The following is a 19,871-nucleotide window of genomic DNA, read 5'->3' on the forward strand; positions in this document are numbered from 1 at the left end:
AATATTATTTTATTGAGGGATGCCATCAACTAGTACACCTAAACCTTCTAAGGTCGTTTTTTGGTTTGCATCAGTTAAAGGAATGGCGTCAATATTTACGTAGCTCAAACGAGATTGATCTACGTCGTTGGAAAATAAAACATCTTGCGCATTACGTAAGTCTATTAACAGTTGAATATCATTAACTTGGGTATTGTTGATACCCAAATGATTGAGATTAAGCAATGTATCTATACCTGTTAAACCAGAGACAGACACGTTGGTAATCTCTAAAAAGTTAAGATTTGGCTGGTTAGATATAATTAGTTGCCAGTAGGTATCATCAAATAGGCTGTTCCCACGGTGACCTAGATTACTAAGAGATACACTTGTCATTAATGTTTCAAAATCGACATATGGAATATCCCCATTCAAATATAAGCCGTTTAACGCTGGCATTTGCGTAAATATCTCAACACCGTTACTAAGTTGTGCATAATCTAACGCCACCATATGCAACATAGGCATATCTGTAAGTGGTGTTAAATCGTAGCTATTAGTGCCCCATAAATGGACAGCTCTTAATTGACGAGCATTACTTAAAGGCCCTAAGTCAGTAAGCGTGTCATTGTTTGAGATGTCTAAATCTTCAAGACGCATAATATTAGCTATATTGCCCATTTGCCCATCGCTTATCAACAGGTCAGTTAACCTTATAACCGTTAAGCTCGCTAGTTGTGTTAAAGGGCTTAAATCAACAATACCGCTATTACCACTAAGGTTTAAGTTAAATAAATTGGTTAATTGATTAATATCTGAAATATCGCTAATACCATAAGCATTACAATCTAAATCGGTTAGCTCTCTAATATTGATTAATAGTGTGTCATCAACACATTGTTGTAATTGAACATCATTAAAAGTAATACTACTTAACGCAACAGTGGCTTGCACTACTCCATCAACAAAGATATTACTTGATAAATTATTCACTTGTTCCGGATCATTTAGCGGTAAATTACTAACACCGAGATAAGAAAGTTCAGGGTTATTCCACAAGGTATTGATGTCAGCAACCAATGCATTATGAAGATGCAGCTCTTGTAAGAATTGCATACTATCTAACTCACCACCTAAATCCATAATAGGGTTATTATTTAATATAAGTGTTCGTAAATTATCAAAAACCCATAGCCCCCATAAGTCATGAATATTACGACCATCACAGTCTAAACTTTTAAGTTGACCTGTAACCGTCATACCTTGTGTATGTTCAAGTAAACATTGCTTAAGTTCAGCATCATTGATTTCAGCTAACGCATCAGCAATTAACCAACCATAAGCTAACTCGCCTTCTACCTGAACACCTTTATTCATCAACTCTTGTACTTGCGTACCAAGGTCAATACCATCAAGTACGGCTAAGTTATCTACATTGATATACTCTAAAGGGATCACTAACTCATTCCAAGATTCACCATTAACAAACAAGGAAGATAAGTCAGTAATTAGCGTATTTTCAATACCTAATGTAGATAAGTTTGGATTGTTATTAATAAATTGCGACAATAGATCATTACTTAAATAACTATTCCAACCTAGAGACAGCTGTTGCATGTTCGAATACCCTAAAATGATATCGACTTGCCATGGTTCCAGCTCGCCGTTTAACCAGAGGTGCTCAAGGTTTAACTGAGTAAATATGCTGAAGTCTACGACTTGAGTTACCGATATTGCTAACTCATTAAAATTAGCTAAACCTGTCAGAACACTCAAATCGTAAATATTCTCCGTCCACAAGTGCAAGCCACGTAAATTAGGCATACTTGCTGCATCAGCAATACTGGTCACTAAATTACTGTCTAAGGCAATACGTTCAATAGTACTGTGCCCTGCAAAAGCTGAAAAGTCACTATCTGCAAAGTTTGTATCAAATACATCAACGTGAATCAGACTAGAAATAAGTGCTAATGAACTAAAGTCAGAGATATTTTTATTACCAACTAAATTAACGTCTTGAAGGCTTGCAAGTTGACTAATATCTGAAATATCACTTAGATTTCGGTTGCTACAATCAAGACTAGTAATATCTTCTACAAAGGTAGCACCAATATCATTAACACAGTTTTGTAATTCTACATCAATAAATGAAATGCCATTTACTGGAGTACCTATTGTTTGAGTTGGATCATACGGAAAATCATCCGCATTATCGCCGACACCATCATCATCTGAATCATACTGTTCATTCGCGTCAAACGGGAATGCATCTTGATTATCACCGGTAAGATCACCATCGGAGTCTAACCATTCATTAGCATCAAACACGAACGCATCAACATCATTGGTGAAACCGTCGTTATCCATATCATTATCAACAGTGTCATTAATACCATCAGAATCGCTGTCCAAACCAATATCCATTACTTCGTAGTATTGAATACGTGGGGCAATCTCCATGTACCAAACCGGATCAGCACCGTAATTCCATGCTTCTGAATTACGTTCTTCATACTCAATGACATAAACACGATTACCTACTTGTTGAATGGGAACCCATACTCGTTTTCGATGTTCACTACAATCCAAGTTGCTAGGATCACAATTTGAATGCCATGCCCCATTTTTAGCGCCGTCGAGATATGACGTCATTACTGCTGAGTCCAAATCTCCCCAGTTCAACTGCCAAGTATCCCAACCTGAGCCATAAACATTGAAATTGAAATCGCTATCGCCACTCCAAACTCGTGTTGCTACGCCATTGTCTTGCAGGCGGTAACCAAATACGTCCGTGAGATCGAAGTTACTTTCATTATCGTAGGCATCGGGGTTGGTTAGTGAGAAACTATTTTGCGCAAATTTATTCATTAATGGGCCGAATGTGGCATTACCAAAAGGCGCCACCATTTGATAAGAGCTGCTCTTAATACCAGCATTATCCGCCTCAACCAACACTTCATCGATTTCAGCAAAGTCCTGGTAACGTGTCATGCGTACATATCCACCATTAGGATAAAATAATTCCAAGGTTCCTGCATCAAGTGACCAAGTAAACGTACTACCACTGAGTGTATTAGAGCCACTATAATCGGCGTTCAAAGTAGCCATATCTGCGGCCAAACGGAATTGGACATCGGTACTGAACTCATCCAAATTCGATGGCATTGCCCAGTTACCAGCGATTAACTCTGCTTCAGTAAACGCTGTGGCGTTTAAGGTCGACATATCAGTTAATAAAAGACTACTTGAATCTTCAATAGTTACTAAATTAGACCCTAAACCGATTAACTGCTCTTGCTCCCATGCTTGGACAAAACTATAATCCGTTACCGAGCTCTGCCAGAATGTTTGTGTACTGATATCGCTTGCGGCTAAAATCCAACGACGCTCATTAACTGTACTCAACATTTCTATTTGATAATTACCGTTACTATTAACAAAGTCATCCGCAACTTGTTGACTCACGATACCCATATCGGCCATATCTAAAGGTGTTAAGTACGTTGTACTTTGCACTGGTACATCAACGCTCATCAATAGTTCATCATTGACTATTGAATAACTAAAGCTCGTTGAACCTGAGCCACTGACCATGTCGCCAAGACCAGCATTAAACATGTATTGAGTACCTGCGCCTACACCTAATCTAAAGCTTGGCTCATCACCATGGCTTAAAGGTAAAGTAATATATTGAGCTTTTAATTCAGCGCTGGTAAATGTTTGTGCTACTGAAATATCAGCATCATCTGGTGCTACATCTATATCGTTATTAACACCGTCACCATCACGGTCGATATCTGCATTATCACCAGTACCGTCACCGTCTAAATCTGACCACTCTGTAACATCTAGAGGAAAAGCATCATCTTCATTAGCAACACCATCGTTGTCAAGATCGGCATCAGCGTTATCACCTATACCATCCATATCACCATCAAGCCATTCATTAGCATCAAGCACAAATGCATCGACATCATTGGTGAAACCATCGTTATCCATATCATCATCAAGACTATCAATTGTGCCATCAAAATCAGAATCTAAACCTATATCCAATACTTCATAGAATTGAATACGTGGGGCGATCTGCATGTACCAAACCGGATCAGCTCCGTAATTCCATGCTTCTGAATTACGTTCTTCATACTCAATGACATAAACACGATTGCCTACTTGCTGAATTGGAACCCATACACGTTTACGTACAGGACTACATTCCCAGTCATCTGGATTACAATCTGAATGCCAAGTGCCATTCCCGTCCATATAAGCAGTCATTTCAGCGGCTCCAAAATCTCCCCAGTTCAACTGCCAAGTATCCCAACCTGAGCCATAATCGTTGAAATTGAAATCGCCATCGCCACTCCAAACTCGTGTTGCTACGCCATTGTCCTGTAGGCGGTAACCAAATACGTCCGTGAGATCATAGTTACCTTCATTATCGTAAGCATCTGGGTTAGTTAGTGAGAAACTATTTTGCGCAAACTGATTAATTAGTGGATCTAATGTAGCATTTACAAAAGGTGCCACCATCTGATAAGAGCTGCTCTTAATACCAGCATTATCTGTCTCGACTAACACCTCATCAATTTCTGCAAAGTCCTGGTAACGTGTCATGCGCACATATCCACCATTGGGGTAAAATAACTCCAAGGTTCCCGCATCAAGTGACCAAGTAAACGTACTACCACTGATTGTATTAGAGCCACTATAATCGGCGTTCAAAGTAGCCATATCTGCGGCCAAACGGAATTGAATATCGGTACTGAACTCATCCAAATTCGATGGCATTGCCCAGTTCCCAGCGATTAACTCAGTTTCAGTAAACGCTGTTGCGTTTAAAGTCGACATATCAGTTAATAAGAGACTACCTGAGTATTCAATAGTTACTAAATTAGATCCTAAACCGATTAACTGCTCTTGCTCCCATACTTGGACAAAACTATAGTCCGTTACTGAGGTTTGCCAGAATGTTTGTGTACTGATATCGCTTGCAGCTAAAAGCCAACGACGTTCATTAACTGTACTCAACATTTCTATTTGATAATTACCGTTACTATTAATAAAGTCATCCGCTGCTTGTTGGCTCACAATGCCCATATCGGCCATATCTGAAGGTGTTAAGTACGTTGTACTTTGCACTGGCGCATCAACGCTCATCAATAGTTCATCATTGACTATTGAATAACTAAAGCTCGTTGAACCTGAGCCGCTGACCATGTCGCCAAGACCAGCATTAAACATGTATTGAGTACCTGCGCCTACACCTAACCTAAAGCTTGGTTCATCACCATGGCTTAAAGGTAAAGTAATATATTGAGCTTTTAATTCAGCACTGGTAAATGTTTGTGCTACTGAAATATCAGCATCATCTGGTGCTACATCTATATCATTATTAACGCCGTCACCATCACGGTCGATATCTGCATTATCACCCGTACCGTCACCGTCTAAATCTGACCACTCGGTAACATCTAGAGGAAAAGTATCATCTTCATTAGCAACACCATCATTATCTTGGTCGGGATCGAGTGAATCAGGGATATTATCAAAATCTGTATCAACATAATTGAACGCAGCTTCAATTTCAGCTTTCGCTGTTGCATCAAACAATAATGCCGATTCTATATGTCCTACAGGTAAATAATTACCACGACGTACTATCGTCAGACCTGGCTCAGTTTCACTATCTTCAACTAAGAATATGTATCTTTCGTCGGAATCTCTTTCTAAGTCTACATGCACATTTTCAGGAACTATAAAGCTATAAACAATATTACTGCCAACACTTTTAATAATAAGCCCTGCTTCCGCTATCTTCGTTGGCTCCCATAGACTATTCGCATTCTCAATGATCACAGCTTTAAAGTTAGCTCCATCAATATCACCATTATCTGAAACTAAATATGCTTGTACATTTACTTGGCCATTATCACCTAACCAAATCCCACCAATTAGATCGGTAAGAGGGTTACTAGAAAGGTTAATAATGTCAGCCATGGTTTCAGCTGGTGTAAATTCAGGATCCCAAGCAATAGGAATAGCATTATTACACTCTAGATTTGCCTCAAACCAAGCATCCCAATTATCATCACACCAAAATTCATAAGAATCTGTTTGTTGTGTGATTGTTGTAAAGAAGGCTTTTGAAGCGGCAGTAAAGGTAGCATCAGAAGATATCACCGACGAAAACTCGTCACCTAAAATACCAGTAATTGAATAACCGTCTAAATTCATCTCTTGGAAATCTAAGTGCAGAATCTCCTCTGAATTAGATAAAATCAATGTTTCACCAGTATTAACATAACCCGAAGCAGTTAAAATATCTGTACCTGTGACTATACCGATGTCAGTAACTAGCTTATCTGAACTACCAGCATTGCTTTCAGTCCATTGACTCAACTGTGTATCATATTCATAGAAAACTTCTAATTGACCATCTGTAACATCGCCTTTCTCAAAGAGTACACTCGAGATTTGGCCATTATTACCTTCAATATCACCTTCGTACCAACTAACACCACCAACCATTGAAGTTTGTTCATTCACTTGAGTTATACGAGTAGCGTAAATATTACCTACTTCGGTACAGCTTTCTTCGTTATCAAATTCAGTAAACGAGAAAGTGAAGGAATCAGTACTAGGCTCATATACGCCATCGTCAGCTATAAATGTACCGTCACTGAAAGTAAAAGTTGCGTCAGATTTAATGATGCCATATATACCTTCATCTTCGACATCTGCGTCCTTATGACCAACAAAGTGCAATTGAGATGCACTCATCGTTGCAATGATAATGTCCGCTTCCACAGGCTCTGGTTGACACTGTCCGTTAACTCCTGTTTGCGTATATGTTTGTTCAATTAACCAGTGACCATTTAAGTCAAAAGTGTAATTATCACAAATATCACCAATATCATTTCCATCACTATCTGCTTGGTCGATGTTTGGAATAAGCGGACAGTTATCGTCGATATCAAGAACAGTGTCATCATCAGTATCTAGTGGCGCTAAGGTCCAGTTAGCTGTGGTTATCCCCATTTCCGATGGTTTATTCACACTATCACCAGGGCCTGCTGCTGCCCAGCCATCGACTGCAAATTCAATACTGTGAGTTAATAAGAAGCCGCTTTCATTTTTAAAATTACAATCACCGCCACCAAGGAATTGCGCGGTAAAGCCTGCTGGGCAGACCCAAAAATCGAGTACATTGCCAGAGAAACTCATGCTAGGAGTATCGGTAATTAATGTTGCTCTTACTTCATCATTTTCAATACTTAAGAAGCTTTCATTATCAAATTTTACAGAGATAAACGAGTTAATTTGAACCGTATCGGTATCAGCTAATACAACACCATTAATGACACCCGTTAATACTTCGCCAGTTAGGAAGGTATAACTAAATTCGAATAATTCATTTTCACAAATATCACCTTTACCATTACCGTTAATGTCTAATTGATCTTCATTGGCATCGATTGGACAGTTGTCCGCAACATCACCCGTTCCATCACCATCAGTATCGGTAGTTTCCGTCGCATCATTCGGGAATGCATCGGCGTTATCACCTGTACCATCAGCATCACTATCTGCAGTTTCAGACGGATCACTTGGGAATGCATCGCCATTGTCACCAGTGCCATCGCCATCAGTATCGGTAATTTCCGTCGCATCATTCGGGAATACATCGGCGTTATCACCTGTACCATCACCATCACTATCTGCTACTTCAGACGGATCACTTGGGAATGCATCGCCATTATCACCCGTGCCATCACCATCAGTATCTACAACTTCAGTCGCATCATTAGGGAATTCATCGGCGTTATCACCTGTACCGTCACCATCGGTATCTGTTGTTTCAGACGAATCTCTAGGGAATGCATCTGTGGCATTATTTACACCATCACCATCTAAATCCGTATCAGCATTATCACCCTTACCATCGCCATCGGTATCGACAGACTCATTAACATCATTAGGAAATGCGTCATTAGTATTATCAACACCATCGCCATCAATATCAGTATCGGTATTATTACCAACACCATCACCATCTGTATCAAGGGTTTCAGATGCATCATAATCAAAGGCATCTTGCGCGTTTAATACACCATCATTATCGATATCTGCATCACTAACATCAGCAATTAAATCACCATCAAAATCGGCTGGTGTACTGGTAGAGTCTAATGGGTCAGAGTTAGCTGCAATTTCATCAACATCTAAGAATTGATCATTATCATCATCTAAATCGTGGTTATTACCAAGACCATCGCTATCAGTATCTAGCCATTCATTTACATCTAACGGGAATGCATCATCATTATCAATAACACCATCATTATCATCATCTGTATCAGGTGTTAAACCACCACTATCGGCCAGACCATCAGAATCTGTATCTACAAAAATATCACTTGGCACTGCCGCATTACTGTCATCAGAGTCTTGCTCTGTTGGCCAGCCATCGTTATCTGCATCTACTGCATTAAATTTAGTCGCATCGGTAGGGAAATCATCGGCATCATCTAATACACCATCATTATCGTCATCAGTATCGCAAGCATCACCAAATGCATCATTATCACTATTAATTTGGAATGTATTAGCGATTAGCGGACAATTGTCAGAATTGTTACCTATATTATCTTTGTCTGTATCGAAACGTTCCGAAGAATCAAGCGGTAAGGCATCTGCATTATCAAAAACGCCATCACCATCCGTATCACTTTTCAGTGGATCAGTGCCAAGTAAGGCTTCAGTTTCATCTTTTAAACTATCACCGTCGTCATCTTCATCGCGATAGTTACCAATACCATCACCATCAGTATCAATTGATTCCAATGCATCATATGGGAATAAATCATCTTCGTTTAAAACATTGTCACCATCAATATCTGTATCCGTATTATCACCAATAGTATCGAAATCTAAATCACTGCTTTCACTAGCATTTAACGGAAATACATCATCAAGGTCAATAACACCATCGTTATCATCATCACTATCAGGGGCTAAACCTCCTGTGTCAGCTTGGCCATCACCATCAGTATCGACAAAAGTAATATCAGGACTATTTACATCACTATCATTTGAGTCTTGCCCTACAGGCCAACCATCATTATCTTGATCTATCGCATTAGAGCGTGTGCTATCTAAGGGAAAGTCATCTGCTGTATCTAATACAGTATCGTTATCATCATCAGTATCAGCATTATTACCGGTACCATCTGAATCGGTATCAGTCGTTTCTGATGCATCAAATGGAAATGCATCATTTTCATCGATAACGCCATCGTTATCATCATCATTGTCTGAACGTTCAGCATCAACTACAACTGTCCTTAAATCATCTACAACTATGTATGCTACATCGGGCATGCCATCGTTATCGAAATCACTATCAGCTGCAGCATCTTCAGGGTAAGCATCTAATGAATTGAATACACCATCACCATCAATATCTGGTGAAAGTTCTGCTGGGGCTAAAACAATGACTTCTTCACTAGCAACAAAAGCAGCTGTATCTGTTGCGGTATTGCCCGTTTGTACCGTTTCAGCAATAATTAACTCTTTAACATCAGCAACGGTACGGCCATCCGGATCATTTGGAATGGGTAATGTAGAAGGGTCTTGTTCTAATATTTCTAGCGCATTCTCTGGATAACTTTCGGTAACAACACCATCAGCAGTGCCATCAATAACACCATCAGATAAATCCGCAGCTAAATCATCAAGAATATTATCAGTACTAACATCACTGTCACCACTCAGCTGTTTAATTTCATAAACAACCGCAGTTAGTGCCTCAACAGCACTACGGTATGCCGCTGTAGATGCTTGCTCATCAGCCGAATTGGTATCCTCATTAATTAAGGGAGGAGTATTGAATAAATCAACATTGTCTTCAAGACCAAAACCTAATGTAGACTTCACTTGTTCTTGGGCCGGTGCAATAGCGGCCAAAATTTCTGCATTAGTTGTTGTGCCATCTAAATTACCGGTATACGGAAGTACATTAGAATCAGCATTTTTAAATATTAATGAAACTGTCATATCAGTTAAAGGAGTCGCAAAAACTTGCTTACCTCCAGATAACATTTCATCAGTAAGCAAAGTTTTCATCACTTCGATAACAGGGTATTGCCCGGTAGTTATATCAATGGTGTCTTCAACTGCGCTAATTTCTAGAATATATGGCGGTGATATAGGAAAGGGTAAAGATAAGTTTTCAATTTGTGAAGCTGCATCGGTATTACCCGTTCCAACAGTTACACCTACAAAATTTGTTTGAGTTGAGTCTATCGCATAAACCTTAACATCGGCAAAAGCTAAAGGACCTTTCACTGCACTCCCTGTTATAGTTATTTCTACAGGTTCTGGATCTGGTTCAGGTTCTGGATCAGGTATAGGCTCCGGTTGAACAACAGGTGGTTTTTTTTCTTCTGTTTTAGAGTCAGAACCACAACCATAAATAGCAAAAATAGATAAGGTTATGAATAAAATATTGATAGTTTTAGACAAATATTTGAAAATGTATTGCATGAAACAAGTCCCTATTAAATATAATTGTTTTAATATGCAACAATAAATCAGAATTTATTGCATTAACGCTTAAGAAATATTAGACGGCTTTTGGACAAATACCCAACAAATAGGAGATGATTTTTAGAAGTTTATTTTGTGACCAATAGTGTTTTTTTTAACCTACTGTTAATTATATAATTAACAGTAGGTTAAATCTAAACACTACGAATGGTAATGCTAATAGTTTTGTTAACATGATGTTCAATATGTAAATGCTTTTAGGCCATAAAACATTACGAGTAGGTGTGCAGGAACTTTCAGTAACGTGAACACATTTATAAACTAGATTGATGCGTTTTTCAGGAACGACAATGTGGTTAGAATGATCTGCTTAAATTTTATTTAATCTCTAAATCATGAGATTCGAACATTTTCAACATAAAAAACAGTAACACTCTGGTAGCCAATTTCTGACTACATAAAAGTAAAAAGCCCCACTACCTATAATAATTCAGTAGTGGAGCTTAAATTTTTCATGGCAATCAAATACGAAGCTATTCTTCAGATTGCGTTATTTCTACATCCATGTCATCTGCGACTGAGTTACCACTCAGCATTGCACTCACTGCCATGATAATTACTGCAAATATCACGCTTGTTAATTTGAACCCTCGCGAGGATGAATTATTCATTGTTTTACCTATGTAGCAGCCTGTTTGATTTATTATTAATTTGTACTATTTGTGAACAGGCACAAAGACACTAAACCATTAACCTTTATTTTACAAGTTTTTTTAAATTTGTATTTTAATATTGTTTATTAACAATATTTTTCTCTTACTAAAAAAAATTAGCTCAATAAATCAAATGTTAATCCTTGCTGGGCTTCTTGTTGGTCACTGGATGATATCGTCACTCGAATCGAAGCATTTAGTACACCAGCACCTGAGCTCAAAGCACCTAAATTAGTATCGCCTCGTAATAACTGGCTATATTTAATAGCCATAGCTAATGCAGTACTGTCTGCTGTTAACTTATCATCTCTGTGCTGGCTAAAAGCTGGATCATTTATATCGGTGCTAATAGGATTTTGTGATACCAGCGTAAAAAATAAACTAGCCTCTGCTAACTTATGCTTATGAAGTTTTATTGATAAACGCAGTGCATCTGTTTTTAACAAATGATGGGCACTTTCAATCAGCGCATTGAGTAACTTTTGTATATACAATTCATCGCTGTTTATATAGTGAGGTACAGTAGTATCGATAAGGAAGAAAATTGACTTCCCTTCATAGACATTACTTGCTTTAAGTACCGATTCGCTGCGTTGTAAAAAACCATAAAAATCAAAACAATCTTCTTTGGCGGTAATTTTACCTGACTCGATATCAGATAAATCCATCATAGTATCGAGTAGCAGAGCAACATTGTTGCCCGCATGGCTTATTCCTGTCACTTGTTTATTATTAATGCCTTTTTTCTTTAATTGTTCAACAAACGCTTTTACGGCTAATAAGGGAACACGTAACTCTTTGTTTAGGTTGTTTAAAAAGTTGCTTTTAGCTAAGCTTTTTTGCTCCGAGCTTTCTTTAGCTAAAATAAGCGCTCTGGTTTTACTGTTTACTTGCTGTCCTAATTCACTTGAGTAAGCAGCCATCATCAATACCAACATTTGAAATAACAATGCCCCCAATGTGCCACCAATAAGTACAGCCCATGCTTGCCAACTTTTAGCCTGACTAAACCATGGTTGCTTTTCCACTATATTAATTTGCCAAAGACGGGAAAACACCTCAATAGATATTGTATCAATATGCCTGTTTGCAGTAGGTAATGCCTGACCAAACAAAATATGGGCTTTACCGTTTGAAATATCCTGAATAAAAAAACTAACCTCTTGATTTTTTTGTTGTGCCAGGTGCCCGAAAAAGCGGTCAAATTGAACGACGGCAACAACAAAACCTAATAACTTACCTTCTTTTATTAATGATAACTTCTGTTGCCCTGATGCCTGAGATGATTCACGCCCTTCAAGCGGTGAAAAAATAGCTTTGCTAAATAACATACCCGGCATAGCTAGCTGGTCTTGCACTAAGGTGATTGGCGCACTTGCAATAGTCTCTTCGCTATCAATAACGGTTTGCATAGACAATATATGCTTAGGGTTGCTATAAACATCTAAACCTAAAGCTGCCTGGTTACCATATTGCGGGTATATATAATATAAAGGGGCATATTGATTACGTGACTCAGCTAAGGTCATATCTCCGTTTGCTGTAAGCTCTTTAATTTGAAAATTCTGATCCAGTATTTTTGAACTTTGTTGCTCGAAACTTGCTCGCTGAGCAAAAGAAATAATGGGAGCCCACTCTAATGCTCTGACACTTGAATCTCTATTAAAAATGCTTTTACTAAACAAATTAAACTCTGTTAATGAAACATGCTCACTGGCTTTAAATAATGCCGAAAGACTACTGACATTATCAACTACCGAGTTCACCTCTTCGATAATTAACCGCTCTACTTCTACTTTCGATTGGTTAAATAGCGCTTGCCTATATTGTTGTTGTTCATATTGAGAGGCTTTGAGTAATAGAAAAATAGCCAAACCACCCAATAAAGACGTAAAGCCCACAAAGAGTCGCTTAGCTAATTTAAGCTGTTCAGCATTTTTAACCAACAATAATAATGGAATAAAAAAGACTGCCACTAACATACTCGTCGACCAAGTGTGAATAAAAGTATAGAAAAAAGTGCCTTGTATTACTTGGTTGTCCAGCATAGACATAATCAATACCGAGCTGGCAGAGACTAGACTTGCAATAGGCCCAATACGTAATAAAAAGAAAAACAGGTGCTTTCTTGATGTTAGCCATTTTTTATAATGAATAAACCGAAAAACAAGCTGCTTAGTCCAAAAACCTTGCAAAATTATGGCGAGCACGGCAATAGTCATCACAGCTAAATCTGCATCTAACTGAAAATAATATCCAAAAACAAATGCCAATACAGGGCTAATCAGTAATACCGCAATAAGTGGCGTAATGCCCCAAATCAGTAATAAACCACTAATAAGTGCCGCAGAAGGGCCAACAAAATTTACCAGTGATTGTGGATTAATAAACCATATCGCACCAAAACAAATGGCAATATATAAAATGGCAGAAATAAAAAAGCGTGATAGGTGAAGTTTTATCATAGGTAATTATTTAAGATCGGCATTGTGAGTCCGTTAATCAATTGTAAATATTCTTCTTAGGTTTCAACTATAGTATCCGAATAATTAACCACCATACAAAATAATATAAAAAATTGTACAATTTAGTTTGCGCTACGTGCTTTGGTAAGCGAAAATACGCGCAATTTTTATTCTTTCAAGACTATCAGATCTGGAGCTATTATGTCATCGCGTCAAGAGCTAGCAAATGCTATCCGTGTATTAAGTATGGATGCCGTACAAAAAGCAAAATCAGGACACCCTGGTGCCCCTATGGGCATGGCAGATATTGCCGAAGTATTATGGCGTGATTTTTTAAAGCATAACCCAACTGACCCTAACTGGGCCGACCGCGATCGCTTTGTTTTATCAAACGGCCATGGTTCAATGCTTATCTATTCTTTATTACATTTATCGGGTTACGATTTATCTATTGAAGATTTGAAGGAATTTCGTCAATTACATTCAAAAACACCTGGTCATCCTGAATATGGTTACACGCCAGGCGTTGAAACAACTACAGGTCCATTAGGCGCAGGCATTGCTAATGCTGTTGGTATGGCTATTGCTGAAAAAACATTAGCAGCACAGTTTAACCGTGAAGATCACGCGATTGTTGACCATTTCACTTATTGCTTCTTAGGCGATGGTTGTTTAATGGAAGGTCTTTCTCATGAGTCTTGTTCACTTGCTGGTACTTTAGGCTTAGGTAAGCTTATTGCCTTTTGGGATGACAATGGCATTTCAATCGATGGTAACGTTGAAGGTTGGTTTACTGATAATACTCCCGCACGCTTTGAGTCTTATGGCTGGCATGTTATTTGTGTTGATGGTCATGATCCACAAGCTATCACTCACGCTATTGAAGCGGCTAAATTAGTGACTGATAAGCCAAGTATGATTTGTTGTAAAACTATCATCGGTTTTGGTTCACCAAATAAAGAAGGCACTCATAACTGTCACGGCGCACCACTAGGTGATGACGAGATTGCTGCAACACGTGAAAGATTAAACTGGTCTCATGCTCCTTTTGATATTCCAAGTGACGTTTACGCACAATGGGACAGAAAAGAAAAAGGCCAAGCAAGCCAAGTTAGCTGGAATGATAAATTTGCCGCTTACCAAGCAGCACACCCAGCACTTGCCAGCGAATATGAACGTCGTGTAATTAAAGGTGAATTACCTGCTGAATTTGAAGAAAAAGCGAATGCTTTCATTCAACAGTGTCACGAGAGCAGTGAAAACATTGCTTCACGTAAAGCATCACAAAATGCTATCGAAGCTTTTGGTGCAGTATTACCTGAAATGCTAGGTGGCTCTGCCGATTTAGCTGGTTCTAACTTAACTTTATGGTCTGGCTCTAAAGGTATTGAAACTGATCCTGCTGGTAACTACATCTTCTACGGTGTACGTGAATTTGGTATGAGCAGTATTATGAATGGTATCTCGCTACACGGTGGTTTTGTAAACTACGGCGCAACATTCATGATGTTTATGGAATATGCACGTAACGCTGTACGTATGTCAGCATTAATGGGCATTCAAAATATCTTTGTTTACACTCATGACTCTATTGGTCAAGGTGAAGATGGTCCAACGCATCAACCTATTGAGCAGTTAACTAACTTAAGAACTACACCAAACTTAACAACATGGCGCCCATGTGATGCAACTGAGTCTGCTGTTGCTTGGAAAGCTGCGGTGCAAAGTCAAAAGGCACCAACTGCCTTAATATTTTCACGTCAAGGTTTACCAGCAATGACTCGTACTCAAACGCAAGTAAGTGCGATTGAAAAAGGTGCTTATGTACTGGTTGATTGTGACGGTACTGCGGATGTTATTTTAATGGCAACAGGCTCTGAAGTAGCTTTAGCAGTAAATGCTGCAACAGCATTAACTGAGCAAGGTAAAAAAGTACGTGTTGTTTCTATGCCATCAACCAATGTGTTTGATAAGCAGAGCAAAGAATATAAAGAGTCAATCTTACCTGCTAGCGTAATCAAGCGTGTTGCTATTGAAGCAGCTCACGTTGATTTTTGGGCTAAGTATGTTGGTCTAAATGGCGCAGTTGTTGGTATGACAACATTTGGTGAATCCGCTCCAGGTAATGTATTACTTGAGCACTTTGGTTTCACTGTAGACAATGTTGTAAATACAGTAAACGAGCTATAAGTAAATGAATTAAGCGGGCTACAACGTCTAATAAACAGGCGTTATGGTCCGCATTAATCCGCATTACTCCGATAAGTTAGTACTAATTTATCGATTAAAACCATCCGTAAATGCAGTAAAATTATGACAATTAGAATTGCCATTAATGGCTTTGGCCGTATCGGTCGCAGCGTCGTTAGAGCGCTATATGAAAGTGGCAAGACAGATTTATTCACCCTAGTTTCAATCAATGAGTTAGCACCTGCTTCTGGCATAGCGCATCTATTAAAATATGATAGTACTCATGGCCGATTTCCTTTCAGTGTCAGCCAAAAAGAAGACCAATTAGTTATCAATGGCGATGAAATAGCGTTAACGCATATTGGCAACTTAAATAGCCTACCTTGGCAACAACAAAATATTGATATTGTACTTGATTGTACGGGTAAGTATGGCAATCGAGCTGATGGTTTAAGCCATATTAATCGAGGTGCTAAAAAAGTATTATTCTCTCATCCTGGTAGTCAAGATATTGATGCAACCATCATTTATGGTATTAATCATCAGATATTAACCCCAGATGATCGTATTGTCTCAAATGGCTCTTGTACAACGAACTGTATAGTACCTGTGATCAAAGTAATCGATGAAGCATTCGACGTAGAAAGTGGTAGTATCACCACCATTCATTCATCAATGCATGACCAACAAGTCATTGATGCTTATCATAAAGATCTACGACTCTCTCGTGCTGCCAGTCAATCGATCATTCCAGTAGATACTAAACTTGCTGCGGGCATCGAGCGAATATTACCTAAATTTAAAGGCCGCTTTGAAGCGATTGCAGTACGTGTACCGACAATTAATGTTACCGCTATGGATTTAAGTCTGACTGTTAATAATGATGTCAGCATTAGCGACATCAACCAAGCGATAAAAGATGCAACAAGCAACCATGACTTGTATGGCGTATTAGGGTATACCGAAGAGCCTTTGGTTTCGGTCGATTTTAATCATGACCCTCACTCTTGTATCGTTGATGGTAACCAAACCCGTGTCAGCCATAAGCGCTTAATTAAAATGCTTGTTTGGTGTGACAATGAATGGGGCTTTGCCAACCGCATGTTAGATACTGCCATGGCAATGCATCAAGCTGAAAGTTAAAACACTTTAAAGACGAATATTTATTAAGAAATATTCTTAGTAGATATTTAATAATATTGCACATAATTCACCAACAGTGAAAACAGGAAATAATAATGTCTATTATCAAAATGGCTGATCTAACATTAGCTAACCAGCGCGTGTTAATTCGTGAAGATTTAAATGTACCTGTAGCTGATGGTAAAATCACATCAGATGCCCGTCTACGCGCAGCATTACCTACTTTAAAGCTTGCCCTAGAAGCGGGTGCAAAAGTGATGGTTATGTCTCACTTAGGTCGCCCAACAGAAGGCCAACCAGAAGAAGAATTTTCACTTAAGCCTGTTACAGATTATTTAAGTGCTGCCTTAAACTACCCAGTTCGTTTAGTTACTGATTACCTAAATGGTGTTGAAGTTGCTGCTGGCGAATTAGTGGTATTTGAAAACATTCGTTTTAATGTTGGTGAAAAGAAAAATGACGACGGCTTAGCTAAAAAGTTAGCCGCTTTATGTGACGTTTTTGTTATGGATGCTTTCGGTACTGCTCATCGCGCTCATGCAAGTACGCATGGCGTAGCAAAATTTGCGACTACTGCTTGTGCTGGCCCATTACTCTCGGGTGAATTAGAAGCATTAGGTAAAGCTTTAGACAATCCAGCTAGACCACTTGTTGCTATTGTAGGTGGCTCAAAAGTATCGACTAAATTAACCGTATTAGACTCTTTAGCAGGTATTGTTGACCAGCTTGTAGTCGGTGGTGGTATTGCCAATACGTTTATTGCAGCTGATGGACATAATGTTGGAAAATCATTATTTGAAGCAGATTTAGTTGAAGAAGCTGCTCGTTTAACTAAACAAGCGCAAGCTAACAACGGCAATATCCCTGTTCCTACTGATGTTGTTGTCGCCACTGAATTCTCGCCGTCAGCGACAGCGACTTTAAAACAAGTAAATGAAGTTAATGCTGACGAAATGATTTTTGACATTGGCCCTGAAACAGCAAAAGCATTAACTGAAATTATCGCTAACGCTGGCACCATCGTTTGGAATGGTCCAGTAGGCGTATTTGAATTTGATCAATTCGGTGAAGGCACTAAGGTCATCGCCCAAGCCATTGCTGATAGTTCAGCCTTCTCAATTGCTGGTGGTGGCGATACGTTAGCCGCTGTAGATAAGTATGATATTGCCGATAAAATATCTTACATCTCAACCGGCGGTGGTGCTTTCTTAGAGTTCTTAGAAGGTAAAGTATTACCTGCTGTAGAAATATTAGAGCAACGCGCTAAGGTATAAATATACTTATGAGCCCTTAATGGCTAATAAGTAATAAAATAAAAACGAGTGCCTTACCAAAGGTACTCGTTTTTTGTTATCTAAAATATCGAAAACTAAAGATATGTAACGTAAAAGAAAGAAAAACGAAACTCTAACCCTAATAAAACCATCAAAACGAAACAAAGTCGAAATATAAACGAAACTTCTTGCAAAGTTATTGTAGTAAACTTACAATCACAACCTCAAAAAACGTACTGATTCAGCCAGTAAAACACAATTATGTTGTAATATTCGCACAAAATTCAGTATTTATTTATATTTCTGTTTAAAAGACAACTTTAATCAAATTAACCTGTCAGATAAGGGTGCTATTTGCTATAATTTTGTAATCAAAATAAAAACTTTCACCCTCAGCAACAAAACTTATCTAGGAGTAAGTAAATGGCTTTAATTTCAATGCGCCAAATGCTCGATCATGCGGCAGAATTTGAATACGGTATTCCAGCATTTAATGTAAATAACTTAGAGCAAGTACGTGCAATTATGCTTGCCGCTAGTGATACTGATAGCCCTGTCATCATGCAAGCTTCTGCTGGTGCCAGAAAATACGCCGGCGCACCTTTTTTACGTCATTTGATTTTAGCGGCGATTGAAGAGTTTCCACATATTCCAGTGGTTATGCATCAAGATCACGGTACTTCTCCTACGGTTTGTCAACGTTCAATCCAATTAGGTTTTTCATCAGTAATGATGGATGGCTCTTTAATGGATGACGGTAAAACACCAAGCAGTTATGAATACAATGTTGACGTAACTCGTCGCACTGTTGAAATGGCACACGCTTGTGGTGTTTCTGTTGAAGGCGAATTGGGTTGTTTAGGCTCTCTTGAAACCGGTATGGCTGGTGAAGAAGACGGTGTTGGTGCTGAAGGTATCTTAACAAAAGAGCAAATGTTAACAGACCCTGAAGAAGCTGCTGATTTTGTTAATAAAACCCAAGTAGATGCACTAGCTATTGCTTGTGGTACTTCTCACGGTGCTTATAAGTTTACTCGTCCACCTACTGGTGACATTTTAGCGATTGACCGCATTAAAGCGATTCATCAACGTATTCCACAGACTCATTTAGTAATGCACGGCTCTTCATCTGTACCACAGGAATGGCTAGCGATTATTAACGAATTTGGCGGTAAAATCCCTGAAACATACGGTGTACCTGTTGAGCAAATTCAGCAAGGTATTAAACACGGTGTTCGTAAAATCAATATAGATACTGATTTACGTCTTGCTGCTACGGGTTCTATTCGTAAATTCTTAGCTGAAAACCCAAGTGAATTTGATCCGCGTAAATTTTTACAAGTATCAACTAATGCTATGTACGACATTTGTAAAGCACGTTATGAAGCATTTAACACTGTCGGTAATGCCAGTAAAATCAAACCTATAAGTCTTGATAATATGTTTGACCGTTACCAAAGTGGTCAGTTAAGAGCTATCATCAAGTAATATTATTGGTACAAAGCACTAACAAATATTATGAATGAAAAGGGCTTCGGCCCTTTTTTTATGCTCGA

7 protein-coding genes are annotated in these 19,871 nt (G+C 38.6%); 4 read left to right on the forward strand and 3 right to left on the reverse strand.

What is annotated here, in order from left to right; genetic code table 11:
- Nucleotides 1–9 precede the first annotated feature (9 nt).
- The 3 genes from CXF85_RS04345 to CXF85_RS04350 all read right to left on the reverse strand — a co-directional run bounded on the left by CXF85_RS04345 (nucleotide 10) and on the right by CXF85_RS04350 (nucleotide 13,708).
- Entirely contained in the window at nucleotides 10–10,527 is a 10,518-nt protein-coding gene (locus tag CXF85_RS04345; protein WP_101227273.1) for a thrombospondin type 3 repeat-containing protein, read from the reverse strand.
- A 536-nt stretch (nucleotides 10,528–11,063) separates the two neighbouring features.
- Nucleotides 11,064–11,201 (reverse strand): hypothetical protein, encoded by a 138-nt coding sequence (locus tag CXF85_RS22740; protein WP_157829018.1) that lies wholly within the window; start codon nucleotides 11,199–11,201, stop codon nucleotides 11,064–11,066.
- Between the two features lie 158 nt (nucleotides 11,202–11,359).
- Nucleotides 11,360–13,708 (reverse strand): CHASE domain-containing protein, encoded by a 2,349-nt coding sequence (locus tag CXF85_RS04350; RefSeq protein ID WP_101227274.1) that lies wholly within the window; start codon nucleotides 13,706–13,708, stop codon nucleotides 11,360–11,362.
- Nucleotides 13,709–13,909: 201 nt separating this feature from the next.
- On the opposite strand from CXF85_RS04350, the gene tkt reads away from it, so the two are divergent.
- From tkt to fba, 4 genes are all read left to right on the forward strand, one after another.
- Nucleotides 13,910–15,898 (forward strand): transketolase, encoded by a 1,989-nt coding sequence (tkt, locus tag CXF85_RS04355; RefSeq protein ID WP_101227275.1) that lies wholly within the window; start codon nucleotides 13,910–13,912, stop codon nucleotides 15,896–15,898.
- Nucleotides 15,899–16,021: 123 nt separating this feature from the next.
- Nucleotides 16,022–17,041 carry an erythrose-4-phosphate dehydrogenase gene (gene epd, locus CXF85_RS04360; RefSeq protein WP_101227276.1) on the forward strand — a complete coding sequence of 340 codons (1,020 nt, stop codon included), beginning with the start codon at nucleotides 16,022–16,024 and terminating at the stop codon, nucleotides 17,039–17,041.
- Nucleotides 17,042–17,136: 95 nt separating this feature from the next.
- Entirely contained in the window at nucleotides 17,137–18,315 is a 1,179-nt protein-coding gene (locus CXF85_RS04365; protein ID WP_101227277.1) for a phosphoglycerate kinase, read from the forward strand.
- Nucleotides 18,316–18,738: 423 nt separating this feature from the next.
- Nucleotides 18,739–19,803, forward strand: coding sequence for a class II fructose-bisphosphate aldolase (fba, locus tag CXF85_RS04370; RefSeq protein WP_101227278.1), 1,065 nt, complete (start codon nucleotides 18,739–18,741; stop codon nucleotides 19,801–19,803).
- Nucleotides 19,804–19,871 lie beyond the last annotated feature (68 nt).

Source organism: Colwellia sp. 75C3 (assembly GCF_002836255.1).
Classification (GTDB): domain Bacteria; phylum Pseudomonadota; class Gammaproteobacteria; order Enterobacterales; family Alteromonadaceae; genus Colwellia.